The following is a 24533-nucleotide window of genomic DNA, read 5'->3' as shown; positions in this document are numbered from 1 at the left end:
ATATTGATTCAATCAATACGAAAGACGAACATGACCTCCACTGACGGCAGAAACCTGCTCACCACGAGCCAGGCGGCAGCGAGACTGGGCGTCAAGCCGGAGACGGTGTATGCCTACGTCAGCCGCGGGCTGCTGACCAGTACTCGGCTGCCCGGGGTGCGGGGGAGTGTGTTCGACGTCGACGAGGTGGAAGCGCTCGCGGGCCGCGATACGGCCCGGCGTACCGATATCGGTGCAGTGGAGCGTATTCGGACGCAGACCACCCTGATCGAGGATGGTCACCTGTACTACCGCGGGCGTGATGCCGTACAACTCAGTTCCCTGTCGTTCGAGACGGTTGCCCACTTCATCTGGACGGGCGAGCTGCTCGAGGACGTCCGATTTCCCGCTGATTCCGTAGTGGTGCAACGATGTCGACAAGCAATCGAGTCGATGGGGCCGGACTGCCGCTCGATCGACCGGATACGCATCGCCGTCGACGTGGCGGCCACGTACCGTCCGCTGCGATTCGATATCGGCTCGACCTCGGTGGTGCGCGAAGCAGGACAACTGCTGGCCACGGTGGGCGCAGCCCTCGGCGGCGTATCCCCGGAACTGTCTGTGGCGGAATGCGTTTGGTCGGCAGTGAAGTCCGACCGATCCGATCCGCGCGGACGCGTCCCGTTGCAGGCGGCGTTGGTCTTGATGGCCGATCACGGCCTGGCGGCGTCGACCCTCGGGGTTCGCGTGGCGGCGAGTACCCGTGCACATCTGCATTCGGTTCTCGCTGCGGGACTCGGATGCATCGACGGTCCCCTGCACGGTTCCGCTGCTGATCCTGTGTACAGGTTCTTGACGACGGCGATCGAAGATCCGATAGCTTCTCTCGCAACGCAATTGAGGTCCGGGGAGCGTATCGCAGGATTCGGACACGTCGTCTACACCGACCGAGATCCTCGGGCCGAGGAACTGCTTCGGTTGCTCCGTGACCCTGCGCACGGTGCCGACTCTTCGGTGATCGCTGCCGCTGACGTCATCATCGACGAGGTGAGCGACCGGTTCGATACCTTTCCCAACTCGGACTTCGCTCTTGCTACCTTCGCCCTGGCCTACGGACTCACAGCGGACACACCGGAGACGGTGTTCGCACTCGCCCGAATGGTCGGGTGGACGGCACATGCACTCGAAGAGTACGAGGAAGAGCCACTGCGCTTTCGAGTTCCGGGCATCTACACGGGTACCCGGCCGGGACCTACTGAAGCGTCGAGCAATCCACCATCGTGAAGGCAGAACGCAATTGAATTCGAGCGGAATCGATTTCGGCTGCGTTTCCGGCGAGGTGATGTAGGAGGGCCCGCTGAAAGATGCCGTCGAGAAGGACATACGCCGACGCTCGATCGAGAGCAGGCGTGGTTCCGCGAAGCTCGCAGAAGCGAGCAACCACGCGCCAGATCATGTCCACCCGACGCTCTTCGATCTCGAGTACCTCGGCACGGAACGAGTCGTCGAACAGAGCTTGATTCCGCAAGTCGTACCAGAGTCGGTGAATGCCGGCGTCCGCAGCGAGGGTTGCGAAGTACTTGGCCTCGAAGTCTGAGTAGAGGCTCGTGGCGTCGACTGCTGTGGCCACCACCTCGTCGTAGCGGGTGACGCAGATGGCCTCGTACTGGCGAACTGCGTGCGTGATGAGGTCGAGTTTGTCGGTGAAGTAGTAGTGCAGCACGCCGTGCGAAAACTCGGAGTTCTGCGCGATCTCTCGTAACGAGGTGCGCGCATAGCCCAGCTCGGCCAGCGTGTGCAGCGTCGCCTGAGCCAATTCGGTTCGTTTGGACTCGAACTTGTTGCGAGCTCGCTCTTCGATACGCGCGCGCGGGTCCACCGTTTGTGTCATGTTTCGGTGTCCTTTCGCGCGTAGGTGTAGCCAGTGTATGCCCGACGGCCAGTTCGCGAACCCTGGGATCGATAGAGCCTGGACAGTTGTCAAGAAAAAGCTTGACGACTGTTCAAATTTTAGCTTACTGTGACCCACAGCACAGGACGAAGCGTCGGATGGAGATGCGTCCCCTTCGGTGCTCGACCTCGATACCCACTTCGGTCCGCCGTGCGGACGGGCCATCCACGAGAGGACTTTCCATGCCAACGGACAAGCGCGTCGTCGTCTACGGTGCATCGGGATATACCGGCCGACTCATCTGTGAGTACCTGCGCGAGTACAACATTCCCTTCCTCGCTGCCGGGCGTGACGAAGGGCGCGTCAAGGGAATTCTCGATGCGGTGCCCGGAATCGAGACCGTGGTCCACGATGTCGTCGAGGTCGAGCACACGGCCGCGGCACTGGCCGAGGCATTTCGAGGTGCCGAGATCGTCCTCAACACCGTCGGGCCCTTCTCCCGATTCGGTCATGAGGTAGCTCAGGCCTGCATCGAGATCGGCGCGCACTACACCGACACCACCGGTGAGCAGGACTGGATGATCGACGCCGAGACCAAATACGGTGCCGAGTTCGCGTCCCGAAACCTTGTCCTCACACCAGGTTTGGCGCAGATGTACAGCATCGGTGAGATTGCCGCGAACATCTGCCTCGAGACACCGGGCCTGGACACCCTCGACATCGAGGTCTTCTGGAAGGGTCATCCGACGGTCGCGTCGACCAATACGATTCTCACCAATGCCGCATTCTCCAAGGCCTACTACCTCGAACAGAACGAGTACGTGGAATGGCCGGACGATGGTGTGATGCAGGTTGTGGTGCCGGGCCAGCACGACCTGGGCCTGGCTCTTCCATGGGGCGGGACGTCGCATCCGGTGTGGTTCAAGAACGATCCTCGGGTAGCGAACGCTCGCGCACTCGGCGGCGTGATCAACAAGCCCCTGATGCTGGCGGTGCCCCAGATCATCTCCGCCGCAATGGCTCAGATGGAGGGCAAGTCCGATGCCGAGAAGTACCAGATCATCGACACGGTGTCTGCCTCGGTACGAAGCGAAACACCTCCCCGGGAGAATCCGCGCATCAACACCTCACTCGACTCGGTCTACGCATCGGGACCGCTCGGGCGCGTGCACACGGTCATTCACGGCAACTGCAACTACAAGCAGACCGCATTGCTCAACGCGTTCGCCGCGGCGCATCTGCTGCAAGGCCCGCCGAAGAAAGTGGGATTCGCGTCCAGCTGCCAGGCATTCGGGCACCGGGAACTGCTCGGCGTCCTTCGCGCCTTCGGCTTGGTGCTCGAGCCCATCGTCACCGCGCACAGCTGAGGACCAGCGCAGATGCGGTTGTCCGACTACCTCGACAAAGGGGTCTCGCTGGGCCGAGACGCTCCCTGTCTCACCATCGGTGACACTACTCGAAACTACGGCCAGGTGTACGACGACACCGTGGCCATCGCCGCTGCGTTGCAGCACAACGGAATCGAGGCCGGTGATCGGGTTGCCGTACTCTCCGCCAACGACCCGTTGGCACTGACCTGCGTGTTTGCGATCTCGCGAGCAGGGGCAGTGTGGTGCCCGATCAACCCACGCAACGAGGCCGACGAGAATCGGCAACTGTTCGATCTGTTCGGTTGCCGATTCCTGTTCTTCCAGAAAGCTTTCGCAGATCTCGTCGGTCGCATTCGTGATCAGCTCCCTCGGCTGGAGTGGCTCGTCTGTCTGGACGGCGACGTGCCCGGAGCACTCTCCTACGACCGTTGGCTCGTCGAACACGGTTCGGATTCGGTTGCCGCGAGGCGACCGGCGGGCGGCCTGTGCATGATCGCCGGTACGGGAGGCACGACCGGAAAGCCCAAGGGAGTGAGGCTGACCGAGGAGAACATGATGACCTCCACGGCAACCGCACTCATGAGCTATCCCTTCGGGGAACGACCTCGGTATCTGGCTCTCGCTCCACTGACTCACTCTGCTGGAGTATTGACGTTCCCCGTCCTCAGTCTGGGTGGACACGTCGTTGTCATGGGTGCCCCCGACGTCGGACAGTTCCTTTCCCTGATCGAGCAACACGGAATCACTCACGCGTTTCTGCCGCCGACCGTCATTTACGGTGTGCTCGACCATCAGGATCTCGACACCACGGACCTGTCGTCACTTCGCTGCCTCTGGTACGGGGCCGCGCCGATGTCGCCGACTCGACTGGAAGAGGCACTCACCCGCATCGGACCGGTTCTCGGACAGCTCTTCGGGCAGACCGAGGCACCGAACATGATTGCCACGCTCGCTCCGGCCGAACACTTCCGCAGCGATGGTTCCATTGCAACAGAAAGGCTGAGCTCGGCCGGCAAGCCGACGCCCCTGACGACTGTGGCGATCATGAACGACGACGGTGGACTGGTCGAGCGCGGCGAGCGCGGTGAGATCGTGGTTCGCGGACCATTGGTCATGCAGGGATATCACGAGAATCCCGACGCCACAGCCGAAGTCGGAGCTCACGGCTGGCACCACACCGGTGACATCGGGTATCTCGACGACGACGGCTACCTGTACGTCGTCGATCGCGCCAAGGACATGATCATCACCGGCGGTTTCAACGTCTACTCCGCCGAGGTGGAGCAAGCTCTGCTATCGCATCCAGCGGTGAAGGAGTGCGCCGTCGTCGGACTGCCCGACGACAAGTGGGGTGAACGCGTCACCGCCGCAGTGCTTCTGCGTCCTGGCCGGAATGCATCCGACACGGACCTGATCGCTCATGTGAAGGCAATGATCGGAAGCATCAAGACACCCAAAGAGATTCAGATCTGGACCGACCTCCCTCGCTCGAAGGTGGGGAAGATCCTCAAGACCGAAGTGCGCAGCACCATGTCTCACTCACTATCGAAGGGAACCGCACCATGACCGAGTTCGAGGGTAAGCGCGTATTCGTCACCGGATCGGGAGACGGTATCGGAAAGGCCATCTCCACGATGTTCATCGAGCGGGGTGCACGCGTCGTCGTCAGCGACATCGACGAAGGTGCAGCGGCGAAGACAGCGCAGGAGATCGGTGCCGCGGGTGTCGCGAACTGTGATGTGTCCGACGAGGGCCAGGTGCAGAAGGCGGTTGCACAGGCAGTCGACATTCTGGGTGGGCTCGACATCGTCATCAACAACGCGGGCATCGAAGTATCCTCACCGCTGCTCCAGCAATCGACCGAAAGCTTCGACAAGATCTACGCCGTCAACGTCAAGGGCACCTTCTTGGTGATGAAGGCCGCGATCGGCGCACTGATCGAATCGAAGGGGAACATCGTCAACATCGCGTCGCTCGCCGGCGTCGGTGGCACAGCGTTGCTCGGTTCCTATTGCGCTACAAAGGCAGCGGTCATTCAGCTTACCCGTGTGGCCGCCATCGAGATGCGGGCTTCGGGCGTACGAGTGAACGCGGTGTGTCCAGGTTTCGCCGACACCGCAATGGTCGACCGATTGGTCCCGGACTTCGAGGCTGCGACTCAGATCCCGTTCGGAGACCTGGTCGCCGCGAAGCAGGGTCGGCTGGGAACACCCGAGGACATCGCGGAGGTGACGCTGTTCCTCGCATCCGATCGGGCATCGTGGATCACCGGTAGCCACTACATCCTGGACGGCGGACTGTCCGCGTCGTTGGTCTAGAAATCGAGATGCTCCCCGGCGTCAAGCCAAGGCGTCGGGGAGCAATCTTAATACCCGCGCGCCGAATTTCTGGATCGTCCCGATGCAGGCGCAAATGTCGACGACGTCTCTACAGGCTGTTCGGCCGTCGTCGAACAGGTCTGCGTCAGCGGAGGCGTGCGAACAAGTGGCACAGTGCTTCGAATCCCAGTTTGCGGGTGTAGTCGTCGCGAAGTACGCCCCACTCGTTCTGCCATCGGCCGTCGGTGACGATGTCTCTCAGGCCGAAGAGTTCGTAAGCAGATACGTTGCAGTTGGCCGTGACAACTGCCTCGGCAACGAGTTCGAGAATCTGTGCTTGAGTGGCTTCGTCCCGGCCTGCTCCTGTGGGCCAACCGGTTTCGGTGACGTGAAGCGGGAGGGTCGATGCGAAGCCGGCGGCCGTAGCGCGGTCGCGTGCAGTGCGGACGAGATAGGTGGTCGCATCTGCGATCTTGTGCAATGGAACCGGATTGAAGACATCGGGGAAGAAGTCGAGTCCCAGGTAGTCGAGCTGAGCGACGGACGCCGGGGTCAGTGAGTCGGCAAGGCGACGCCAGAACTCCTCATCGGCGAGCCCGGCTGCGTTCACACCGATGAGGACATCGGCCCCGGTCCGGGCCCGTTCGTCGAAAGCGGCTTCCACTGCTGCGGATACGGCCTCGAAGCAGCCGGGGCTATCGCCATCGAGCGGTGCAGGCATATTGAGTTCCTCACCGATCTGGACCTTGCCACCGCCCCAAGCATGCACATCGTTCACTGCTCTTCGTACGAACCCCGCAAACCCTTCGGAGTCCGGCCGCGAGGACTGGTAGCTACAGACGAGGTCGATTTGTCGTCCATCGCCGGCGTACACGGCGGGGTTCGCAGGGGTCGCTTCGATATTCGCGAAATTCCCTACGCCGGAGCCGAAATGACGGAAGCATCTGACGTAGAACTGGTCGGCACATCCCTGTAACTCCGTCAACGCCGCCAACGTTTCGTCCGGCCGCTCGGGCGGGGCGTCGACCGATCGAAACGTCACCAAATCGGCGTTCACCACGCCTGGCCAGATACCGAAGATCACCGATTCCTCCTAGCCGTATACGGTCACTTGCTGAGGAGGGTAGCCGTATACGGTCACGATGTCTATTCTCGACGGGTGCCGACAAATGCGCTGCTGAACCCGTTGGTCCTCCCGATCCTCGGGCTGTTGGTCGAGGAACCCCGACACCCCTATGCCATCTTCACCGAGCTCAGGTCTCGTCACGCTCATTTGAACGTGCGCAATGGCACCGTCTATACGCTGATCGATCGGCTCCGCTCAGAAGGTTGGATTCGAATCGACGATTCTCGCAACCCGCCAACCGTCGAAATTACCGCCGACGGTGCCGACGCTCTGAGGCGGAACGTTATTCGACACGTCATGGACTCGGACTTGACCGATGGACACGCCTTTGTCACCGCATTGGCGTATGTCGGCATACTGGACAGGCAGGACGCCCGTGAGTTGCTGTCCGCACGAGCCGCAGCGGTCCGCGAAGAACTTGCCCGATTGGACGACGTTTTGAGCAAGACCGATGTGCCTCCGCTGCACATGATCGAAGCCCACTACATGCGCTCCAAGCTCGACCACGACGCCGCTTGGCTGGAACAGGTCGTCGCCGACATCGACAGCGGCCATCTCGTTTGGGTACGCGCTGGATCGATCGACACATGACGGCCACCGAAATCGTCTCGGCGATCACCGATTTAGGTGCAATGAGGACAGTAGGGTCGCTGTCATGAATTCAGATTCCGAAGTGGCAAGTCGACATGTAGCGCGAGTTATCAGGCGTACACCCGATGAGGTGTACGAGTTCGCAGCGAACCCCGCGAATCTGCCGCAGTGGGCGGCAGGATTGGCAAACAGTCCCGTGACCGTCGACGGCGATCGACTCATCGCTGAATCACCGATGGGGCAGGTGAGCGTCCGTTTCGTGCCACACAACGACCTCGGTGTGCTCGATCACGACGTGACATTGCCGTCCGGGACCACGGTGACCAACCCGATGCGGGTGCTGAGTCACCCGAACGGCGCGGAGATCTTGTTCACGGTCCGCCAAATCGAGCTCAGCGACGAAGAATTCGCACGCGACGTCGACATGGTTGCCCAAGACCTGACGAGACTTCAGGAAGTGCTGGAAACGCAGTCTGCTTGATTCACTTCGACGGTCGGGTCGATACGGCCGAATACTCGCTGCATTGCGGGCATCGCGTGAGCAAGTCGTGTGTGCACGATGCGACGTGAGTGAGAAAGCGCTCGGCATGGTCGAGTTCAGTTTGTTGCCGTCGTATTCGAGCCAGATGTTCTTCGATGACGGCGGTTCGTTCGAGTTCGTTTCGATGAAGTATCAGGCGAATATCCGACAGGCTGATTCCCACACCCTGGCATGCTCGCAAAACCCGCAGGCGACGAAGATGTTCCTCGCTGTAATCGCGGTGGCCCGACGGTAGGCGATCCGGCACAACAACACCCACGTCGTCCCAATGTCGCAAAACATGGGTCGGAACATCCAGCTCGTGCGCCGCATCTCCGATCTTCACCCGTCGATGATTGCACATTGACTTCAGGTCGACCTGAAGTTCTAAAGTCGCCAACATGACGACCGACAGAGTGGACCTACCAGAGCCCACCTACGTATCCGTGGGCGGCGATGCGGTAGCGACCTACGAGCTGACTCCGGAGGTAGCGGAACCGTCAGCCGACGTCGTGTTCTGCCATGGAACCCCATGGTCGGCTCAGGTGTGGGCGCAAGCCGCCCGACATCTGAGCATCGGCCACCGGGTATTTCTGTGGGACATGCCTGGATACGGTCGTTCCGCAGTGGGACCTGAAGTCCGAACCGACCTACCGACGCAGATGTTGCGGCTCGCCATGTTGCTCGACCATTGGAGGCTGGAACGCCCCTTCGTCGTTGCACACGACATCGGCGGCGCAGTGGCACTGGGTGCGCATCTGATCCACGGCCGCGAGTACAGCAGTGTCTACCTGTGGGATGTGGTGACCCTCGACCCATGGGGCTCCGAGTTCTTCAGGCTCGTCGCGGACAACGCCGAGGTCTTCGCCGCATTGCCGCCGCCCCTGCATGCGGCACTGGTCTCCGAATACATTGCGGGAGCTGCGCATCAGCGGCTGGAACCAACTATCGTGGCGATGCTGGCCGAACCCTGGATACTCGACAAGGGGCAGCCTGCGTTCTATCGACAGATCGCCGAGCTGCGGCCCGAACACACGCGACCCGTCGTCGATGCTCTACCTCGCGTCCGCTGCCACATCTCCATCGGCTGGGGCCGGCAAGACCCCTGGATTCCCGTCGAACAGGCGTATCGACTGCAAAATTTGTTACCGGGGCAATCGAATGTGATCACGCTCCCGGGCGTGGGGCACCTGAGCCCGCTCGAAGCTCCTGCGCTCGTTCAACAGGCCTTGGACGTGTGGTTGGGCTGAGCTTTGTGGATACTGGGCCCGTGGTGCTGAGACGAATGGGAACGTCCCTGATCGGAGGCAGAGGGGCTCTGTGGCTGCGCGAGTTGAACGAGCGACACCCGTGGAGTCACAACGACTACTTCCACAGCTGGATTCTGGCCAACCTGCCCGAGAGGCGCGGCAGTGCGGTCGATTTCGGTTGCGGACGAGGTGGATTGGTGCGCGCCTTGGCTCCACACTTCGATCGAGTGACCGGGGTCGACCGCGACTCGGAGATGCGCCGAATCGCAGAAATCACTTCCGCGGATTCGAACAATGTGACCATCACAGATCGCCAACTCGATTCCTGGGCGGACCATTCGGCCGATCTCGTAACGATGGTCGCCGTCCTGCATCACCTCGACATGGACGACGCATTACGCCATATCCAACGAATTCTTGCGCCGGGCGGACGCGTGCTCATCGTGGGGCTTGCACCACCGCGAAGCGTACGAGATCTGCTGTGGGATTCCGTCTCCATCGTCACCAATCCACTGATCGGATTTCTCCACCGGCCATGGCCGAGTCCGGTGACGGCACCACCGCCGCCGTTCCCCGTCATGGACCCTGTGCTGAGCTTCGACGAGATCGGTCACCTGGTTCAGAACCGACTCCCGGGCGCGGTCATGCGGCACCGCATAGGATTTCGACACACAATCGAGTGGACGAAACCGGGCAGCTAGTCACACCCACGGTGCTCGGCGTTCCCACCATGGCATCGTTCTGCACCGGTCGATCTCTACGGTGACGTCTCGATACCGTCGATCCAATTGCGCTACGGCGACGCGTAACTTGTGGGCACGACGCCCATCACGTCGGATGAGTCGTTCCAATGCGTCGCGCGGCCCGTCGCCGAAGAAGTGGGCGTCGCATGCGGGACATCCGGTGAGGCCGGCAAATATGGGCATTCGGTAGTCACGCTGGAGCCTGGATTTTCCATCCACACGCTTTTCAGCGTATTCGACTCGCTGACGCCACTGCGCCAGATAGTGGAGAGCCCAACCATCGGTCCGCGCCTTGCGCGGCCTGTGGGGGTTCATCGAACGAACGGGGCCATTGCCCTCTCATACAGAATTATCATCATGTGCGCCATATCGGAGGCGGGGCCGGTGAGTGGTTCGAGCAGGTGACGCGAACGATACCGCAGTATCGATACCGTCAGAAGCCGACGTAGGAAGGAGGGGCCGAATGTGGGACAAGCGCACAGCGGGCGTGCTGCAATTGCCCTCGGGCGGCCTCGTTCGTGGACGCGCTTTGCGCGATTCGATGCCCGACGGCCTTCTGCCGGAATTCGGCGTCTACTTACAAGGCAGGAATCCTGGCGCGTTCGACTGGGACAGCCGTTGGATTCGTTGGCCCGACTTCTGGCTCCCGTCCGACCCGAGTCTGCTCCGGAGTGTTTTAGGAGAAGCATTGCGTCGCTGCACAACCGAGAGAGTCGAGATTGCCTGTACTGGTGGTGCGGGTCGAACGGGCACAGCGATGGCGTGTCTTGTTGCGCTCGACGGTGTGCCCGGTAGCGCCGCCGTCGACTACGTCCGGCGCAACTACTCGCCTCGGTCTGTGGAGACGCCGTGGCAGGAGCGCTTTGCGAAGAGATTCGTGAAACCGGGTTCTCTGCTCTGAGCAGAATCTCCGACACCTCGCGAAATCGAGGCCTAGGCTCCGATCATGGGCGAGGTCATAAGAATCGATGAGCGCCGAGCAGCGCGCGCAGTGGAGCCGTTGTGGCGAGAGGTGGTCGGCCGGAGGTTGCGCGAGCGCAGACACGCCCGCGGCGACACCCTGGCCGAGACCGCTGCCCGCGCAGGTATTGCGCCGCAATACTTGTCGGAAGTCGAACGGGGCCGCAAGGACCCGTCGAGCGAGATCCTTGCGGCCGTCGTCGGGGCACTGGGCACGTCCATGGCGGACATCTCACGCCTCGCGCATCACGACCTGTCGCGCGGCGATGCGACGTTGATGGCTGCCTGACGTCCCTCGAGAACCTGATCGACCAGGCCGTATCGGAGCGCCGACGGAGCGGTCAACACGAGGTCGCGGTCGGTGTCGTGCCGAATTTTCACCGCGTCTCGTCCCGTGTGTTTCGCCAGAATCATCTCCATCTCGGCGCGGACCCTGACGATCTCGTCCGCAGCGAGAATGAGATCCGGAATGGTGCCGCGTCCCTGTGCCGCCGGCTGATGCAGCACCACTCGGCTGTGCGTCAACGCCGAACGCCGGCCGGGTGCACCTGCAGCGAGCAGCACCGCCCCGGCCGCCACTGCCTGCCCCACACACGTTGTGGCAACCGGTGATCCGATGAACTGCATCGTGTCGTAGATCGCCAGCATGGCCGCAGTATCGCCGCCCTCGCAGTTGATGTACATGGAGATTTCCTGATCGGGGGAGTCGGCCTCCAAGTGCAGAAGTTGCGCAATCATCGCGTTCGCGACACCTGCGTCGATCCCGGTACCGAGGTAGACGATGCGCTCACTCAACAAGTGCGAATAGACGTCGACGACGCGTTCACCGCGCGAATCTCGCGTGACGACATTGGGAATCGTGTACGAACTCATCGGGCCATCTCCATTCCGAAGGACACCCGTCGCGCAGGCATGACCTGATCGAACGAGTCGACTATCGCGTCGACGAACCCGTACTCACGGGCGGCCTCCGCGGTGAACCAGCGATCGTGCAGGGAGTCGTCGAAGATCTGCTCGCGGCTTTGCCCGGTGTCATCGGCAATGAGGCCGAGGACCGTATCTCGGGTGTGCCGCAGATCGTTGGCCTGCACCTCCACTTCGACGGCAGAACCGCCGATGCCTGACGAGCCCTGATGCATCAGGATCCGCGAATGTGGCAGGGCATATCGCTTTCCTCGCGTGCCGGACGACAGTAGGAATTGACCGGCGCTGCAGGCCAACCCGAGAGCCAGGGTCGAAACGTCGCAGGGCACGAGCCGCATCACGTCCCGGATGGCGAGCATTGCGGGAACCGATCCGCCCGGAGAGTGGATCCACAGGGCGATGTCGGCCGAGGAGTTCTCCGCGGCCAACGTCAACAGATGGGTGGTGAGTACGGTGCCGTTGTCGTCGTCGAGGGGGCCGTCGAGCACCAGGACTCGATGCCGTAGGAGTTGGGTGCGCAGTTCGGGTGGGAACATTCGAGGCGATTCGCTCATGATTCGAGTGTGAACTCGAATTCCATTGCGCACCAGCTGTTCTGCTGTGGGCAGCGACTCTGCTCAGAGCTGCGCGGCACTCGAGGGACAATGGAGGCATGACCACACTCGAATTCTCCGATTCCGTCGTCGTCACTGCATCACCGGAGGACGTGTACGCCGTCGTATCCGACGTCACCCGAACAGGTGAGTGGAGCCCGATCTGCCAGGAATGCTGGTGGAACGAGCCCGACGGTGGCGTCGGATCTACGTTCACCGGGCGCAACGTCACTCCCGACCGCACCTGGGAAACAGTGTCGACCGTCGCGGTGGCCGAGCCGGGTCGAGAATTCGCCTGGGTCGTCGGCAACAACTTCGTGCGCTGGGGATACACCCTCGAATCCGTGGACGGCGGCACCCGCCTTACCGAGAACTGGAACTTCCTGCCCGACGGAATCGCAATGTTTCACAGCAAATTCGGAGACTCCGCGCAGGAGCAAATCGACACGAGGAGTCAGGCCGCACTCGACGGCATCCCCAGGACGCTTGCTGCCATCAAACGAATCGTGGAATTCGAGGCCTGATCGGCGTCGCGAGGTGTGCTGAGTGTCCACTATTCGCGCTCCAAAGCGGGATACCGCCTGCCGACGCGAATTGTGGACACCCAGCCCCGCCGTCGCACCTATTCTGTGCCCATGACGTCGACGGTTCTTCAGCTGACCACGGTTCTCGAGTCTCGCGGCCCAGCGGCAGCGATAGTGCTCACTGATGAGCAGGTCGCGTCCTTCGGTTCCACCAAGACTCCGCCGGTCCGGTTCACGATCGGTGGGCAGACGGTGGCCGGACGCATCGGACGCATGGGCGGGGAGAACCTGCTCGGGCTCAACAAGAGCGTTCGCGCCACACTCGGCGTCGAGGCCGGCGATACCGTTGACGTGACCATCGAACTCGATGCCGAACCGCGCACCGTCGAGCTTCCGGCCGAGCTCGCCACCGCATTGGACGCCGAGCCTGGGGTTCGCGCAGCATTCGACTCACTGTCCCCGTCGAAGAGGAAAGAACACGCTCGATCGGTCGCCGACGCGAAACGGGACGACACCCGGGAGCGGCGCATCATGGCCATCGTGGAGGCTCTTCGGCGCTGACGTACTATCCGGCCGCGCCGCTCACACCACTGTCGCGGGTCTGTTCGATGCGACGACCTCCGTCGACCTGTCCGCCGCAGACAAGCGCGCGAGAATGTCTACAGCCGAGGTGATGTCGGGAAGTGAACGAGTGAAGGGAATGCGTTGTCGGTCGTCGAACGCATATCCCGTGCCGAATCGTAGGCCGGGTGCCAGCAGCAAGCCGTGAGACTGGGCTTCGGCGACGAGTGCACTCGATCGAAGACCGTCAGGGAGGGAACACCACAATGCCAGCCCGCCGTCCGGAACGCGAAAGTGCCAATCAGGCAATAGCTTTCGCACCATGGCCACGGTGTGATCGCGGGCGATTCTCGACACCTGAGCGCGTATCCGTCGCACCTCGTCGTAGTTTCTCATCAATTCGATCGCAGTGAGCTGATCGAGAATCGATACCGAAAGTTGGCGTCGGGCGTAGGTTGCGGTGATTCTGGCGAGAAGCCCTACTTCGGCGCGAACCCACCCGACTCGCAGACCACCCCACACTGTCTTGCTCGTCGACCCGATCGTCACTGTCGCAATGTCGGGGGTTGCCGCCCCGAAGGGTTCGATGTCGGGGGACCGGTCGAGAGACAGGTCCGCGGCTACCTCGTCGACGACGGTCAGTACTGCGTGGCGGTGCATGGTGGCGGACAGTTGTCGGCGGGTGCCCAGCGGTAATCGAGCTCCCGACGGATTGGAGAAGTCGGGCATAAAGTACGCCAGGGTCGGTGCGCTCTGACGTGCGGCCCGGTCTGCGGCCGACACGAACTCCTGAGTGTCGTCCGGGTCGATGGGCACCGGGATACATCGGCCGCCGAGGGAGTGGACGAGTTCGACGACACCCGGATACGTCGGGTGCTCGACCAACACGCGGGCACCCGGCTCGGTGAATGTCGCCAACACCGCATGGATGGCGTCGGTGGCACCCGAGGTGACGAGGATGTTCTCGGCTGTTGTCGACACTCCGCGCCCCCGGTAGTAGGCGGCGATCGATTCACGGAGCTCGAGCAGCCCGAGTGGGGCGTAGCCGCCGGATGCGAAGCTGCCCTGAATCCTTTCGAGTGCGGTCCTGTATGCGTCTGCCAGCAGCGGAGATGCCGACGGCGATGCGTTGACCAATTCCAGTGTCGCACTGTCACGGTCGCCGGCCAGGGAACTCCAGGCCGGCATCGACCCCGTCGCGGAAACGTATGTGCCCGAGCCGCGTTGGGCGCTGATCCAGCCACCTTCCCGAAGGTGTCGATAGGCCGAGGCCACCGTGACCCGACTGACGTCCAAACTGATCGAGAGTGCCCGCTCGGCGGGTAGCCGTGTCTGAGCCGACACCTCGCCGTTCTCGATCAACTGCCGCAACTTGTCGGCGATCTCGAGGTAAAGCGGCCCCCCGGATCTGTTACGCAGCGTCGACGGGCCGATGCGTGCCGCCAACTCCGAGGCCGAGATTGCGGTGGCGTCGAACGAGTCCATGCAGTCCACTGTTGCACACTGGACTGATCTATTTGCAGCGAAACCAGTCCATTGTTGTCCTATGATCACAATTGGAGCTGTATTGGCATTGTCTCTGGCCGGAGCGGGATGGACCCTGGTGGCACTGCGCGAGGGTGGAAGAAGCTCCCCGGCTGGTCCGCCGCGGAGTCGTATCGACGCCGACTGACCTCACCGCCCACTATTCGTCTCCAACGACGGGATTCCGCCTCAGCCTTCGAATTGTGGACACTGAGCACACCACCCTCGGCCGCAATCGGCACACGTGACCGGCGTATGCGGAGGACAATCGAGCGCATGTCCGATCCCGTCGAGTTCTCCACTCTCGATCTACCGCTCGAGGAACGGATCGAGCGGTGGGAGGGGCACAACGCGGACCTGCTGATCGGGCTGCGGTGCCGCATGTTGGAGGTCGAGCAACTCGAGGCGACGGGCACCAATCTTCGACTCGATTCGGTCGACTTGGCGCGGGTGATCGGAACCTCGCACGTGGTCGAGCGCGACGCCCAGCTGATCAGGCAGCAGCCGTCGGACTCGGTGATGATGTACTTCAGCCTCGTCGGCGATGCGTTCTTCTACTCCGCGGACGGTGTTCGCACCCTCGGCCCGGGTCAGGGACTGATATTCGACGCGGACCGAGCGTTCATGCGTGGCTTCTCGCACGGACTCGAGGAGCTGGTGGTGAAGCTGCCGCGGTCGCTCTTCGCAGACGTATCCGGAGCAGCGCCCGCGGAACCCACGGTGTTCGACTTCTCGCCGAGCGGCAACGTGCACGCCGCCGCGCTCGCTCGCCAGGTAGGGCGCGCCACCAGTCGACGCGACCCGACGCCACCGGACGAACGCGCGATCCTCGAACTCGTCTCGGTGCTGACCACCGGTGCTCGCGCGAATCTGAACTCGGCGCATCGAGCGGCAGCGCGCGCGTTCATCGAACAACGACTGTCCGACGCGTCGCTGTCCGCCGCCCAGGTGGCACGTGCAGTGGGGATCAGTGCCCGGCACCTGTCCCGGGTGTTCGCCGACGACGCCACCAGCGTGCCGAAGTACATCCTCGAACGTCGGCTCGAGCGAGCCCACGCTCAGCTCACCGGCCCGTTCGACGCGTCGGTGACCATCGCGGACATCGCCCTGTCGTGTGGCTTCACGTCCGCGACGTACTTCTCACGTTCGTTCGTGGCCAGATTCGGGCATCGTGCATCCGATGTTCGACGCGATGCCGTGATCACGAGGTCAGCTGGGTGAAGCCGACGAAATCGGCCATCTCTGTCGATTTGCGCCGACCTCGCCGGCATTCGGGAAATCTCGGTACGTGATGCAGGACACTCTGTCGTAGGGCCCGAGGAAAGAGTCGGGCACGACGAAGGGTGATCCGATGCCGGTGTTCGACGACGGTCAGAAAGCAACTGCTCTGCCCGATTCCTCGGTGGTGGAGACCGACGTACTCATCGTCGGATCGGGCCCGGCGGGCGGATCGGCGGCACTGCTGCTGTCCACCCTCGACATCCCCAACATCATGATCACCAAGTACCGGTGGACGGCCAACACTCCACGCGCACACATCACCAACCAACGGACGATGGAGATCTTTCGCGACGTGGGAATCGCCGAGCAGGTACTCGCCGACGCCACCGCGCACGAGCTCGTCGGCGACACGGTCTTCTGCACGTCCATCGCGGGCGAGGAGATCGGCCGAATCCGTACGTGGGGAACCGGTGCGGACCGAGAGGCGGACTATCAGCTCGCGTCTCCGTGCCTGACCGTCGACATCCCGCAGACCTACCTCGAGCCGATCCTGGTGAAGAACGCGACGATGCGAGGAACGCAGACCCAGTTCTCGACCGAATACCTCTCCCACGTGCAGGACGACGCGGGTGTGAGTGTGTCGGTGATGGATCGGCTGACCGGACACGAGTACACGATTCGAGCCAAGTACCTCATCGGTGCCGACGGAGCTCGCTCGAAGGTCGCAGCGGACATCGACCTGCCGTTCGAGGGTGCGATGGACATCGCCGGGTCGATGAACATCACGTTCAAGGCCGACATCGCCGAGTACGTCGGGCATCGACCGTCGGTGTTGTACTGGGTGATTCAGCCGGGCTCGAATGTGGGCGGCATCGGTGCCGGATTGGTGCGGATGGTGCGGCCCTGGAACGAGTGGCTCGTCGTCTGGGGATTCGACATCTCGGAGCCGCCACCGGTGGTGGACGAGGCTGCCGCCATCGCGATCGTCAGAAACCTGCTCGGTATGCCGGAACTCGAGGTGGACATCACCGGAACGTCGTTGTGGGGCAACAACGAAGCTCACGCCACGCATCTGCAGAAGGGGCGCGTGTTCTGTGCCGGTGACGCGATCCATCGGCATCCGCCGAGCAACGGTCTGGGATCCAACACCTCGATCCAGGACTCCTACAATCTGGCCTGGAAGCTCGCCGCGGTACTGAAAGGCCATGCCGGAGAGTCGCTGCTCGATACCTACACTGCCGAACGTGCCCCGGTGGCCAAGCGAATCGTCGAACGAGCCAATCGTTCCAGTCGTGAATTCGCCGGCCTGTTCGACGCTCTGGGCGTCACCGACGCGAAGACCGAGGCGGAGATGGTCGAACGGATAGAAGAGCGCAAGGCCAACACACCCGCCGGCGCTGCCAAGCGAGCAGCCTTGGCCGCCGCGATGGAGACGAAGAACTACGAATTCAACGCGCACGGTGTGGAACTGGGCCAGTTCTACACATCCTCGGCCATCGTGTCCGACGGTGCGTTGCCCGACCCGGAACAAGATCGCGACCTGTACTACCAGGTGTCGACCCTGCCGGGATCTCACCTACCCCATGCGTGGGTGGGCGATCATCTGAACAAGCGCGCCATGCTCGATCTCGCTCCTTACGAACGCTTCACACTCGTGACCGGAGTTGCCGGATCGGAGTGGGAGTCGGCCGCGGACAAGATCGCCCACGAACTCGGGGTACCGCTCGAGACCGTCGTCATCGGACCGGGTCGCGAGGTGACCGATCTCTACTTCGACTGGGCGCGGCTACGCGAGGTGTCCGAAAGTGGTGCATTGCTCGTACGTCCCGACAAGCACATCTGTTGGCGAGCAGACGAACTCGTCGGTGACCCCGCGGGTGCACTTCGCGAGGCCCTGACCGCGGTGCTGTCTCGATGACCGGAGACTTCACCTACGAGGCCAACCCGATGCGGGTGCGATTCGGCTCGAATTCTCTGCAGAGCGTGGCCGACGAACTCGATCACCTCGGACTGCGCCGAGTGTTGGTGCTGTGCTCGCCGAGTCAGCAGAGTGTCGCAGACCGAGTGGCCTCCATCCTCGGCGATCGTTGCGTCGGAATACGGTCCGATGCCGTGATGCACGTTCCAGCCAACCTCGCCGCCCGAGCCAGCGCGGAGGCCGTCGAGCTGGGGGCCGACGGCTGTGTGACCGTCGGCGGTGGATCGGCAATCGGACTGGGTAAGGCCATCGCACTGAAACATCGCCTGCCCATCGTGGCCGTGCCCACCACCTACGCGGGATCCGAGATGACGCCGGTGTGGGGTATGACGACCGACGGGCGCAAGGAAACCGGCCGTGACACAGCGGTATTGCCGCGCACCGTCCTCTACGACCCCGACCTGACGACCGACCTTCCGGTAGGGCTGTCGGTGACCAGCGGCATCAACGCCGTCGCACATGCGGTGGAAGCGTTGTACGCCCCCGACATCAGTCCGATCGTCGCCCTGATGGCGGAGGACGGAGTACGGCAACTCGCATCGGCGTTGCCCGCGATCGTCGCCGATCCGTCCGACTCGCAGGGGCGTAGCGATGCCCTGTACGGAGCCTGGCTGTGCGGTGCGACGCTCGGTGCGACGACGATGTCGTTGCACCACAAGCTGTGTCATGCATTGGGCGGAACACTGAATCTGCCGCACGCACCGACCCATACAGTGGTGCTACCGCACGTGCTGGCCTTCAACCAGTCGCACGCGCCGGCTGCGGTGGCCGCTCTCTCACGGGCACTGCCCGGAACAGAAGACCCGGCCCGACGGCTGTGGGACCTGTGTCGAACCCTCGGCGCACCCCGATCCCTGGCCGAACTGGGCATGGCCGAGAGCGACATCGACCGGATCGCCGAGGAAGCAACCAGCCGATCGTACGGAAACCCCCGCCCCGTCACCCGCGAGGCGGTTACCACAATTCTTCGAGCAGCATGGGCCGGCGACCGACCGACCGAGAGCGAACAGTGAGCGAGAGCATGACCGACGAGACCGCGACCGAAGCCCAGACTGCTGTCGAAGAACGATTGGTGGACAACGTCATCGACTCGTTCGGTGACTGCACCGATCCGCGGTTGAAACAGGTGATGACGTCGCTGGTGCGGCATCTGCACGGGTTCATTCGGGACGTGCGCTTGACCGAGGACGAGTGGAACACCGCTATTGCGTTTCTGACCGAGGTCGGGCACATCACCGACGATCGTCGCCAGGAGTTCATCCTGTTGTCCGACGTGCTCGGCGCGTCGATGCAGACGATCAACGTCAACAATCCGGCCCACAAAGGCGCCACCGAAGCAACGGTGTTCGGCCCGTTCTTCGTCGACGATGCACCGCGTATCGAGAACGGCGGCGACGCATCGGGAGGTGCTGCAGGACAGCCGTGTTGGGTCGAAGGAACGGTGCGAGACACCGACGGTAACCCGATTCCCGGTGCCCGGCTCGAGGTGTGGGAGGCCGATGAGGACGGGTTCTACGACGTTCAGTACGACGACGCACGCGTCGGAGGTCGAGCGCATCTCTACAGCGACGACGACGGGCGCTATCGATTCTGGGCACTGACTCCCACTCCGTATCCCATTCCGCACGACGGGCCGGTCGGACGGATGCTTGCGGCGACCGGTCGCTCACCGATGCGGGCATCGCACCTGCACTTCATGGTGACGGCACCGGGGAAGCGCACGTTGGTGACCCACATCTTCGTCAGCGGTGACGAACTGCTGAACAGTGACACGGTGTTCGGTGTCAAGGATTCGTTGATCAAGGATTTCGTGGAGCAACCGGCGGGCACCCCGACGCCGGACGGCCGAGACGTGGGCGATGCCGCATGGGCGCGAGCCGATTTCGACATCGTGCTCGTCCCCGCCGACGCCTGAGACCGCCGGTCCGGACGGTTCTGCGGTGGGTGTTCGCGGACCGGAGTGTTCACTATCGACGTGATGCGCGGTTTCCCGTCAATCGAGTGCGATCGTGAACACTCAGGTTCGGCCGCCGGTGATCGAATCGATGAACGGGCTCAGCAGTAGCGCGAGGTCGTCGGCGGCAGAGGCGAAGTCACCGGGAGGCTCGGGGATGTAGCTCAGGGCGAGGCGCACGATGGACTTGCTGATGACATCGGCCTGTCGTGGGCTTGCGCCCACCCACCCACGCTGGAATGTTTCCGCCAGGCGCTCACCTGCACGGTCGATCAACACCTCGCTGTCGGTGGTGATGAGGCGCAACAAATCCTCCGGAGCGTCGCCGCTGTGCAGAGACCGGACGAGTGGATCCAGACCACTGAGCTCGAAGAACGACGAAAAGCCTTGGCGCAGAGCGGCAGACGCGTCGTTCTCGTGTTGGTACAGGGCCGTTTCGCACATCGCGACGAACACGTCCGTCAACCTGATGGCGTAGCCCTGAGCGACACCGCGCCGCGAACCGAACTCGTTGTACAGACTCTGCCTACTCAACCCGGCGGCCTTGGCGATATGGCTCATCGTCACGTTGCGCCAATTGCGCTCCTGCAACAACTCGCGCAGCGCATCGAGAGCTACATCGCGCGCAAGAGTGGACGCTGCTTCACGGTAGCGACCGGGAGGCGACGTCTGTTCGGCGGCGGGCATGAACACGACTCTATCGAACGACCGCATGCGGCCTGTCCAGCCAATCCTCTCCGAGCAGGTCTCGATCGACTGGCTCTGCGGCCGCGATGAGAGAGCGAATCTGCCGGATGTCCTTGGGATACCCCACCCCGATCGCTCCGACGAGCCGGTCGTCGCGCACGGCACAGGCCGTGAACCGTCGGCTGTCGATGGAGCCACGAACCACGACGTACTCGTCGTTCACACTGGTCCAGCCCGCGAATTGCAAGTTGACGCCGTGCTGCGTCGACCACCCCCACGGAACATCGAGATCGCCGACGTCGAGACCGAGGATTGCCCGCGCCGCTCGGGTCGCCTGATCGACGGCACCGTTCCAGTGCTCACTGCGATACGTACCACCCAGAACGGAGTTGGGAACCTCGGCGACGTCGCCTGCGGCGTAGACGTTCGGTCTCGACGTGCGCATGCCGGCATCGACCAGAATTCCGGAGCCGATCTCGAGGCCCATGTCCGCAGCGAGCTCGACGTTGGCGACCGAGCCGACGGACGCCAACACGGTGCCCGCAGACCAGGAACGACCGTCCGAGGCGGTGGCGCGAACCGTGCCGTCTGCCAGCTTCTCCAGGCCGGTGACGGCGACGTCGGTGTGCATCGTTATGCCGTTGTCGGCATGTAGGTCTCGATACATCTGCGAAATTGCTGGCGGTGCAATCCTGTTCAGCGGAGCCGCTGCCGCCTCCAACACCGTGACCTCGGCGCCGAGTGACCGGGCCGCCGCTGCCGCCTCGCATCCGATCAAGCCGCCGCCGATCACCAACAGCGATCCCGTGCGGAGAATGTCGGCACGCAGCGGGGCGACGTCGGCGGCACTGCGAAGCGTGAACACGTGGGCTGAACCCGGAATGTCGAGTTGCCGTGCGCGAGAACCCGTGGCGAGCAACAGCGTGTCGTACGGCACCGGATCACCCTCGTCCAGGTGCACCTCGGAATCGGTGACGGCAGTAGTCGTGACGCCGGTGCGAACATCGACCCCGTCGATGGCTGCACCCAGCCGAACCTGATCGACCGACTTGTTACCCAGCAGCAGCTCCTTGGACACAGCCGGACGACGGTAGGTGGCCTCCTGTTCGCTACCGACGAGCGTGATGGCCCCGGTGAAGCCCTCGGCGCGTAGCACTTTGGCGGCGGTGTATCCGGTGGCGCCGGTGCCGACGATCACGACGTTGCCGGGTGGCCGAGTACTCACCCGCGTTCGACCTCGACCATCTCGAAATCGGCCTTGGCAGCGCCACAATCGGGGCAGGACCAGTCGTCGGGAATATCGTCCCAGCGCGTGCCCGGTTCGATACTGTCCTCGGGCCAGCCCAATTCTTCGTCGTACTCGAATCCACACTGAACGCAGCGGTAGAGCTTCATGCCTTACTCCTGAAGTCGATTTTCTCGCGGACGCCGCAGTCGGGACACGGCCACTCGTCGGGTACCTCGGACCACGGAGTTCCGGCCGGAAAGCCCTCTCGCGGTGCGCCTGCGGCTTCGTCGTAGACGAACTCGCAGACCGGACACTCGTAGGCGGCCATCACTTGGCTCCGTATGCGGCGAGGATCTTCTTCCGCTTGGACGGTGCAATGTTGACGCGAGTGATGTCGCCGTCGTAGTGATCGAGAACGCGGTGGTCCATCACCTTGCGCCACACGGGCGGGAAGTAGGCCAGCGAAATCATGCTCGCGTATCCGCTCGGCAAGTTCGGTGCACCGTCCATGCTGCGCAGAGTCTGGTAGCGACGCGTGGGGTTGGCATGGTGATCACTGTGTCGCTGAAGGTGATACAGAAAGATATTGGTCACGATGTGATCGGAATTCCAGCTGTGCTCGGGGGTGCATCGTTCGTAGCGGCCGTTGTCCTTCTTCTGGCGCTGCAAGCCGTAGTGCTCGAGGTAGTTGACCGTCTCGAGCAGTGAGAAACCGTAGATCGCCTGAACGATCAGGAACGGCAGCACGATCGGGCCGAAGACGGCGACGAGGACGCCATAGAGGACGACGGACATCAGCCAGGCGTTGAGCACATCGTTGTGAATACTCCACGTGCTCTTGCCCAGTCGCTCCATGCGAGTCTTCTCGAGCTCCCAGGACGACTTCAGGCTGCCCCACACGCTGCGGGGGAGGAAGGCCCAGAAGCTCTCACCGAACTTCGAGCTCGCCGGATCCTCGGGAGTGGCGACGCGAACGTGGTGGCCGCGATTGTGCTCGATGTAGAAGTGACCGTAGAACGTCTGTGCCAGTGTGATTTTCGACAGCCAACGCTCGAGGTCGTCCTTCTTGTGCCCGAGTTCGTGCGCGGTGTTGATGCCGACGCCGCCCATGACGCCGATGCTGATGGCCAGGCCGAGCTTCGAGAGCAGTCCCAGACCGCCGTCGATGCCGAGCCACGAAAGGTTGTCGGCGGACCAGAGATAGCAGGCGAACACCAGGCTCGCGAGTTGGAACGGGATGTAGGCGTACGTGCAGTAGCGGTAGTACTTGTCTTCCTCGAGCGCCTTCATCGCCTCGTCGGGTGGATTGTCTCCGTCGGGACCGAAGAACCGGTCGAGAATCGGGAGCAATCCGTAGACGAGCAGTGCGCCGATCCACCACCAGACCGGTGATACGGCGTTCCAGCCGAGCTGGTTGAAGGCCCACACCAAGCCGGTTGCCAGGAACACCGCAGTCGGCGGAATCAGGCCCATGAGCCAGAGATATCGCTTGCGGTCGTGCCACCCGTCGACCGGCGTCCGTGCCTGATCGTCGACGTTCGATGCGGTCATCGTCACTCCTCGTGTAAGTCCGATCACTGTGGTTTGGACAATACACCTAATTTGTCATTCCGTTGTACAAATACCGATATTTGTACACATGTCGGCCGCAGTCGTCGGTCGTGTCGCGGTGAAGGGGAGTCGTTTGTACTGTTGGCCGCGACGAGGGGACGGCAAGACGGCCATGAGCTACGACAACGATCACCCGGACGGCGGCAACGCTCCCGGCAAGAGCAGGCGTGAACGCTCCGGCAGAAGGGTGAGTAGACGCATTCTGCTCGGCTTCGGGCTACTGGTAGTCATCGCACTCGGCCTCGGCGCGTGGCTGGCGTACACGGCCAACACTGCGTACACCTCCCTGAATCAAGCCCGTGATTACGCTCAGACAGCGAAGAGTGCACTGTTGACGGGGGACGTGCAGAAGGCCGAGACCTCCGTCGACGGCGCGGTGCGTGCCTCGGGCCAGGCGAAGGCTGCCACCGATTCGGTTATCTGGCAGGCCGCAACAGCAATTCCGTACCTAGGGCAACCGCTGGACGTCGTCGCCCAGATCACCGATGTCGTCGACGGGCTGACCGTCGAGGTTCTGACCCCGTCGGTTCAAGTGGGTGCCACGCTGGATCCCGGTCGGCTACGCGCGCCGGACGGCAGCATCGACATCGTTGCTCTGCGCGAGGCCTCGCCGGCTCTGTCCCGCGCCGCCGACGCAGCAAGGGTTCTGGACGAGAAGGCTCAGGCAGTCGAGGATCCCGAGTTCATCGCGCAGGTCGCCGACGCTCGGCTGGGGCTACAAGATCAGACGCACGAGCTGACGACTCTGCTTACCAACACCGACATAGCGGCCAAGGTGCTCCCGGCGATGCTCGGGGCGGACGGCCCTCGTACCTACTTCATGGCCTTTCAAACTCTCGCGGAATCGAGGGGAACCGGCGGTGTCAGTTTCAGAAGACGGCTGCACGATGTCCGAAGTGCACTGCAGTGCAACTCCAAGTTCTCGAGCACACGTCCGGCCGTATCCAGTGAGCGCTGCGATCCCTGACTGGATAGCGCAT

General features: G+C 62.8%; 29 protein-coding genes. 18 read left to right on the top strand and 11 right to left on the bottom strand.

The features are described 5' to 3' along the window. Window positions 1–30 precede the first annotated feature (30 nt). The gene (locus ACFI9K_RS01340; protein WP_462661848.1) at window positions 31–1263 is read left to right on the top strand and encodes a citrate/2-methylcitrate synthase; all 1233 of its coding nucleotides are present in this window, start codon (window positions 31–33) and stop codon (window positions 1261–1263) included. On the opposite strand, the gene ACFI9K_RS01335 is transcribed toward ACFI9K_RS01340, so the two are convergent. Next, complete coding sequence (locus ACFI9K_RS01335; RefSeq protein WP_462661847.1) at window positions 1232–1870, bottom strand: TetR/AcrR family transcriptional regulator; 639 nt, start codon at window positions 1868–1870, stop codon at window positions 1232–1234. The two genes, ACFI9K_RS01340 and ACFI9K_RS01335, sit on opposite strands and share 32 nt — an antisense overlap. A 242-nt stretch (window positions 1871–2112) precedes the next feature. Here ACFI9K_RS01335 and ACFI9K_RS01330 point away from each other — a divergent pair, with 242 nt between their 5' ends. From ACFI9K_RS01330 to ACFI9K_RS01320, 3 genes are read left to right on the top strand one after another with little or no spacing between them, the layout of a single operon-like run. After that, a complete protein-coding gene (locus ACFI9K_RS01330) occupies window positions 2113–3237 on the top strand; it encodes a DUF5938 domain-containing protein (protein WP_462661846.1) in 1125 nt (374 codons plus the stop codon). A gap of 12 nt (window positions 3238–3249) precedes the next feature. Continuing rightward, entirely contained in the window at window positions 3250–4806 is a 1557-nt protein-coding gene (locus tag ACFI9K_RS01325) for an acyl-CoA synthetase (RefSeq protein ID WP_462661845.1), read from the top strand. Beyond that, window positions 4803–5558: an SDR family NAD(P)-dependent oxidoreductase gene (locus ACFI9K_RS01320; protein WP_462661844.1), complete on the top strand. Its 756-nt coding sequence runs from the start codon at window positions 4803–4805 to the stop codon at window positions 5556–5558. The genes ACFI9K_RS01325 and ACFI9K_RS01320 overlap by 4 nt, the downstream gene beginning before the upstream one ends. Before the next feature lie 145 nt (window positions 5559–5703). On the opposite strand, the gene ACFI9K_RS01315 is transcribed toward ACFI9K_RS01320, so the two are convergent. Next, window positions 5704–6642 carry a hypothetical protein gene (locus tag ACFI9K_RS01315; RefSeq protein ID WP_462661843.1) on the bottom strand — a complete coding sequence of 313 codons (939 nt, stop codon included), beginning with the start codon at window positions 6640–6642 and terminating at the stop codon, window positions 5704–5706. A gap of 75 nt (window positions 6643–6717) precedes the next feature. On the opposite strand from ACFI9K_RS01315, the gene ACFI9K_RS01310 reads away from it, so the two are divergent. Further along, window positions 6718–7275, top strand: coding sequence for a PadR family transcriptional regulator (locus ACFI9K_RS01310; protein ID WP_462661842.1), 558 nt, complete (start codon window positions 6718–6720; stop codon window positions 7273–7275). A 64-nt stretch (window positions 7276–7339) separates the two neighbouring features. Further along, window positions 7340–7756, top strand: coding sequence for an SRPBCC family protein (locus ACFI9K_RS01305; protein ID WP_462661841.1), 417 nt, complete (start codon window positions 7340–7342; stop codon window positions 7754–7756). Window position 7757: 1 nt separating this feature from the next. On the opposite strand, the gene ACFI9K_RS01300 is transcribed toward ACFI9K_RS01305, so the two are convergent. Beyond that, entirely contained in the window at window positions 7758–8159 is a 402-nt protein-coding gene (locus ACFI9K_RS01300; RefSeq protein WP_462661840.1) for a MerR family transcriptional regulator, read from the bottom strand. A gap of 37 nt (window positions 8160–8196) precedes the next feature. On the opposite strand from ACFI9K_RS01300, the gene ACFI9K_RS01295 reads away from it, so the two are divergent. The 4 genes from ACFI9K_RS01295 to ACFI9K_RS01280 all read left to right on the top strand — a co-directional run bounded on the left by ACFI9K_RS01295 (window position 8197) and on the right by ACFI9K_RS01280 (window position 11037). Next, window positions 8197–9045, top strand: coding sequence for an alpha/beta fold hydrolase (locus tag ACFI9K_RS01295; protein WP_462661839.1), 849 nt, complete (start codon window positions 8197–8199; stop codon window positions 9043–9045). A gap of 20 nt (window positions 9046–9065) precedes the next feature. After that, window positions 9066–9746 (top strand): class I SAM-dependent methyltransferase, encoded by a 681-nt coding sequence (locus tag ACFI9K_RS01290; protein WP_462661838.1) that lies wholly within the window; start codon window positions 9066–9068, stop codon window positions 9744–9746. Between the two features lie 505 nt (window positions 9747–10251). Further along, complete coding sequence (locus ACFI9K_RS01285) at window positions 10252–10689, top strand: protein-tyrosine phosphatase family protein (protein WP_462661837.1); 438 nt, start codon at window positions 10252–10254, stop codon at window positions 10687–10689. A gap of 45 nt (window positions 10690–10734) precedes the next feature. Further along, window positions 10735–11037, top strand: coding sequence for a helix-turn-helix domain-containing protein (locus tag ACFI9K_RS01280; protein WP_032376144.1), 303 nt, complete (start codon window positions 10735–10737; stop codon window positions 11035–11037). Here ACFI9K_RS01280 and ACFI9K_RS01275 read toward each other — a convergent pair. Both ACFI9K_RS01275 and ACFI9K_RS01270 read right to left on the bottom strand, forming a co-directional pair. Next, window positions 10995–11621: a ClpP family protease gene (locus ACFI9K_RS01275; RefSeq protein WP_462661836.1), complete on the bottom strand. Its 627-nt coding sequence runs from the start codon at window positions 11619–11621 to the stop codon at window positions 10995–10997. The genes ACFI9K_RS01280 and ACFI9K_RS01275 overlap by 43 nt on opposite strands. Beyond that, window positions 11618–12226, bottom strand: coding sequence for a ClpP family protease (locus ACFI9K_RS01270; RefSeq protein ID WP_462661835.1), 609 nt, complete (start codon window positions 12224–12226; stop codon window positions 11618–11620). The genes ACFI9K_RS01275 and ACFI9K_RS01270 overlap by 4 nt, the downstream gene beginning before the upstream one ends. A gap of 98 nt (window positions 12227–12324) precedes the next feature. On the opposite strand from ACFI9K_RS01270, the gene ACFI9K_RS01265 reads away from it, so the two are divergent. Together ACFI9K_RS01265 and ACFI9K_RS01260 are read left to right on the top strand one after the other, a co-directional pair. Further along, window positions 12325–12789 (top strand): SRPBCC family protein, encoded by a 465-nt coding sequence (locus tag ACFI9K_RS01265; protein ID WP_462661834.1) that lies wholly within the window; start codon window positions 12325–12327, stop codon window positions 12787–12789. Window positions 12790–12900: 111 nt separating this feature from the next. Then, on the top strand, window positions 12901–13350 hold the full coding sequence (locus ACFI9K_RS01260; RefSeq protein WP_462661833.1) for a YdeI/OmpD-associated family protein: 450 nt from the start codon (window positions 12901–12903) through the stop codon (window positions 13348–13350). 21 nt (window positions 13351–13371) lie between these two features. On the opposite strand, the gene ACFI9K_RS01255 is transcribed toward ACFI9K_RS01260, so the two are convergent. Further along, the gene (locus ACFI9K_RS01255) at window positions 13372–14835 is read right to left on the bottom strand and encodes an aminotransferase-like domain-containing protein (protein WP_462661832.1); all 1464 of its coding nucleotides are present in this window, start codon (window positions 14833–14835) and stop codon (window positions 13372–13374) included. A gap of 61 nt (window positions 14836–14896) precedes the next feature. Here ACFI9K_RS01255 and ACFI9K_RS01250 point away from each other — a divergent pair, with 61 nt between their 5' ends. From ACFI9K_RS01250 to ACFI9K_RS01230, 5 genes are all read left to right on the top strand, one after another. Continuing rightward, window positions 14897–15022, top strand: a complete 126-nt coding sequence (locus ACFI9K_RS01250) for a hypothetical protein (RefSeq protein ID WP_462661831.1) — start codon at window positions 14897–14899, stop codon at window positions 15020–15022. A gap of 128 nt (window positions 15023–15150) precedes the next feature. Beyond that, window positions 15151–16095, top strand: a complete 945-nt coding sequence (locus ACFI9K_RS01245) for a helix-turn-helix domain-containing protein (RefSeq protein ID WP_462661830.1) — start codon at window positions 15151–15153, stop codon at window positions 16093–16095. Between the two features lie 130 nt (window positions 16096–16225). Next, window positions 16226–18013, top strand: a complete 1788-nt coding sequence (locus ACFI9K_RS01240) for an FAD-dependent oxidoreductase (RefSeq protein ID WP_462661829.1) — start codon at window positions 16226–16228, stop codon at window positions 18011–18013. Beyond that, on the top strand, window positions 18010–19086 hold the full coding sequence (locus ACFI9K_RS01235) for a maleylacetate reductase (protein WP_462661828.1): 1077 nt from the start codon (window positions 18010–18012) through the stop codon (window positions 19084–19086). Before ACFI9K_RS01240 ends, ACFI9K_RS01235 begins: the two co-directional genes overlap by 4 nt. Before the next feature lie 8 nt (window positions 19087–19094). Then, a complete protein-coding gene (locus tag ACFI9K_RS01230; protein WP_462661827.1) occupies window positions 19095–19988 on the top strand; it encodes an intradiol ring-cleavage dioxygenase in 894 nt (297 codons plus the stop codon). 102 nt (window positions 19989–20090) lie between these two features. On the opposite strand, the gene ACFI9K_RS01225 is transcribed toward ACFI9K_RS01230, so the two are convergent. From ACFI9K_RS01225 to ACFI9K_RS01205, 5 genes are read right to left on the bottom strand one after another with little or no spacing between them, the layout of a single operon-like run. Continuing rightward, window positions 20091–20714 carry a TetR family transcriptional regulator gene (locus ACFI9K_RS01225; protein ID WP_462661826.1) on the bottom strand — a complete coding sequence of 208 codons (624 nt, stop codon included), beginning with the start codon at window positions 20712–20714 and terminating at the stop codon, window positions 20091–20093. Window positions 20715–20724: 10 nt separating this feature from the next. Further along, window positions 20725–21939 (bottom strand): NAD(P)/FAD-dependent oxidoreductase, encoded by a 1215-nt coding sequence (locus ACFI9K_RS01220; protein ID WP_462661825.1) that lies wholly within the window; start codon window positions 21937–21939, stop codon window positions 20725–20727. Then, entirely contained in the window at window positions 21936–22109 is a 174-nt protein-coding gene (locus ACFI9K_RS01215; protein WP_462661824.1) for a rubredoxin, read from the bottom strand. Before ACFI9K_RS01215 ends, ACFI9K_RS01220 begins: the two co-directional genes overlap by 4 nt. Further along, on the bottom strand, window positions 22106–22270 hold the full coding sequence (locus ACFI9K_RS01210) for a rubredoxin (protein WP_462661823.1): 165 nt from the start codon (window positions 22268–22270) through the stop codon (window positions 22106–22108). Before ACFI9K_RS01210 ends, ACFI9K_RS01215 begins: the two co-directional genes overlap by 4 nt. Continuing rightward, window positions 22270–23493, bottom strand: a complete 1224-nt coding sequence (locus ACFI9K_RS01205) for an alkane 1-monooxygenase (protein WP_462661822.1) — start codon at window positions 23491–23493, stop codon at window positions 22270–22272. The genes ACFI9K_RS01210 and ACFI9K_RS01205 overlap by 1 nt, the downstream gene beginning before the upstream one ends. Window positions 23494–23665: 172 nt before the next feature. Here ACFI9K_RS01205 and ACFI9K_RS01200 point away from each other — a divergent pair, with 172 nt between their 5' ends. After that, window positions 23666–24520: a hypothetical protein gene (locus ACFI9K_RS01200; protein WP_462661821.1), complete on the top strand. Its 855-nt coding sequence runs from the start codon at window positions 23666–23668 to the stop codon at window positions 24518–24520. Window positions 24521–24533: the final 13 nt, after the last annotated feature.

Source organism: Rhodococcus sp. PSi06, assembly GCF_054960675.1.
Note: the sequence above shows the minus strand (reverse complement) of the source record. Positions and strands in the feature narration are given on the sequence as shown.

Bases quoted from the DNA above. Each gene is read 5' to 3' on its own strand.
- ACFI9K_RS01340 (WP_462661848.1), top strand. From the start codon at position 31: ATGACCTCCACTGACGGCAGAAACCTGCTCACCACGAGCCAGGCGGCA.
- ACFI9K_RS01335 (WP_462661847.1), bottom strand. From the start codon at position 1,870: ATGACACAAACGGTGGACCCGCGCGCGCGTATCGAAGAGCGAGCTCGC.
- ACFI9K_RS01330 (WP_462661846.1), top strand. From the start codon at position 2,113: ATGCCAACGGACAAGCGCGTCGTCGTCTACGGTGCATCGGGATATACC.
- ACFI9K_RS01325 (WP_462661845.1), top strand. From the start codon at position 3,250: ATGCGGTTGTCCGACTACCTCGACAAAGGGGTCTCGCTGGGCCGAGAC.
- ACFI9K_RS01320 (WP_462661844.1), top strand. From the start codon at position 4,803: ATGACCGAGTTCGAGGGTAAGCGCGTATTCGTCACCGGATCGGGAGAC.
- ACFI9K_RS01305 (WP_462661841.1), top strand. From the start codon at position 7,340: ATGAATTCAGATTCCGAAGTGGCAAGTCGACATGTAGCGCGAGTTATC.
- ACFI9K_RS01300 (WP_462661840.1), bottom strand. From the start codon at position 8,159: ATGTGCAATCATCGACGGGTGAAGATCGGAGATGCGGCGCACGAGCTG.
- ACFI9K_RS01295 (WP_462661839.1), top strand. From the start codon at position 8,197: ATGACGACCGACAGAGTGGACCTACCAGAGCCCACCTACGTATCCGTG.
- ACFI9K_RS01285 (WP_462661837.1), top strand. From the start codon at position 10,252: ATGTGGGACAAGCGCACAGCGGGCGTGCTGCAATTGCCCTCGGGCGGC.
- ACFI9K_RS01280 (WP_032376144.1), top strand. From the start codon at position 10,735: ATGGGCGAGGTCATAAGAATCGATGAGCGCCGAGCAGCGCGCGCAGTG.
- ACFI9K_RS01275 (WP_462661836.1), bottom strand. From the start codon at position 11,621: ATGAGTTCGTACACGATTCCCAATGTCGTCACGCGAGATTCGCGCGGT.
- ACFI9K_RS01270 (WP_462661835.1), bottom strand. From the start codon at position 12,226: ATGAGCGAATCGCCTCGAATGTTCCCACCCGAACTGCGCACCCAACTC.
- ACFI9K_RS01265 (WP_462661834.1), top strand. From the start codon at position 12,325: ATGACCACACTCGAATTCTCCGATTCCGTCGTCGTCACTGCATCACCG.
- ACFI9K_RS01260 (WP_462661833.1), top strand. From the start codon at position 12,901: ATGACGTCGACGGTTCTTCAGCTGACCACGGTTCTCGAGTCTCGCGGC.
- ACFI9K_RS01255 (WP_462661832.1), bottom strand. From the start codon at position 14,835: ATGGACTCGTTCGACGCCACCGCAATCTCGGCCTCGGAGTTGGCGGCA.
- ACFI9K_RS01250 (WP_462661831.1), top strand. From the start codon at position 14,897: ATGATCACAATTGGAGCTGTATTGGCATTGTCTCTGGCCGGAGCGGGA.
- ACFI9K_RS01245 (WP_462661830.1), top strand. From the start codon at position 15,151: ATGTCCGATCCCGTCGAGTTCTCCACTCTCGATCTACCGCTCGAGGAA.
- ACFI9K_RS01240 (WP_462661829.1), top strand. From the start codon at position 16,226: ATGCCGGTGTTCGACGACGGTCAGAAAGCAACTGCTCTGCCCGATTCC.
- ACFI9K_RS01235 (WP_462661828.1), top strand. From the start codon at position 18,010: ATGACCGGAGACTTCACCTACGAGGCCAACCCGATGCGGGTGCGATTC.
- ACFI9K_RS01230 (WP_462661827.1), top strand. From the start codon at position 19,095: ATGACCGACGAGACCGCGACCGAAGCCCAGACTGCTGTCGAAGAACGA.
- ACFI9K_RS01225 (WP_462661826.1), bottom strand. From the start codon at position 20,714: ATGCCCGCCGCCGAACAGACGTCGCCTCCCGGTCGCTACCGTGAAGCA.
- ACFI9K_RS01215 (WP_462661824.1), bottom strand. From the start codon at position 22,109: ATGAAGCTCTACCGCTGCGTTCAGTGTGGATTCGAGTACGACGAAGAA.
- ACFI9K_RS01210 (WP_462661823.1), bottom strand. From the start codon at position 22,270: ATGGCCGCCTACGAGTGTCCGGTCTGCGAGTTCGTCTACGACGAAGCC.
- ACFI9K_RS01205 (WP_462661822.1), bottom strand. From the start codon at position 23,493: ATGACCGCATCGAACGTCGACGATCAGGCACGGACGCCGGTCGACGGG.
- ACFI9K_RS01200 (WP_462661821.1), top strand. From the start codon at position 23,666: ATGAGCTACGACAACGATCACCCGGACGGCGGCAACGCTCCCGGCAAG.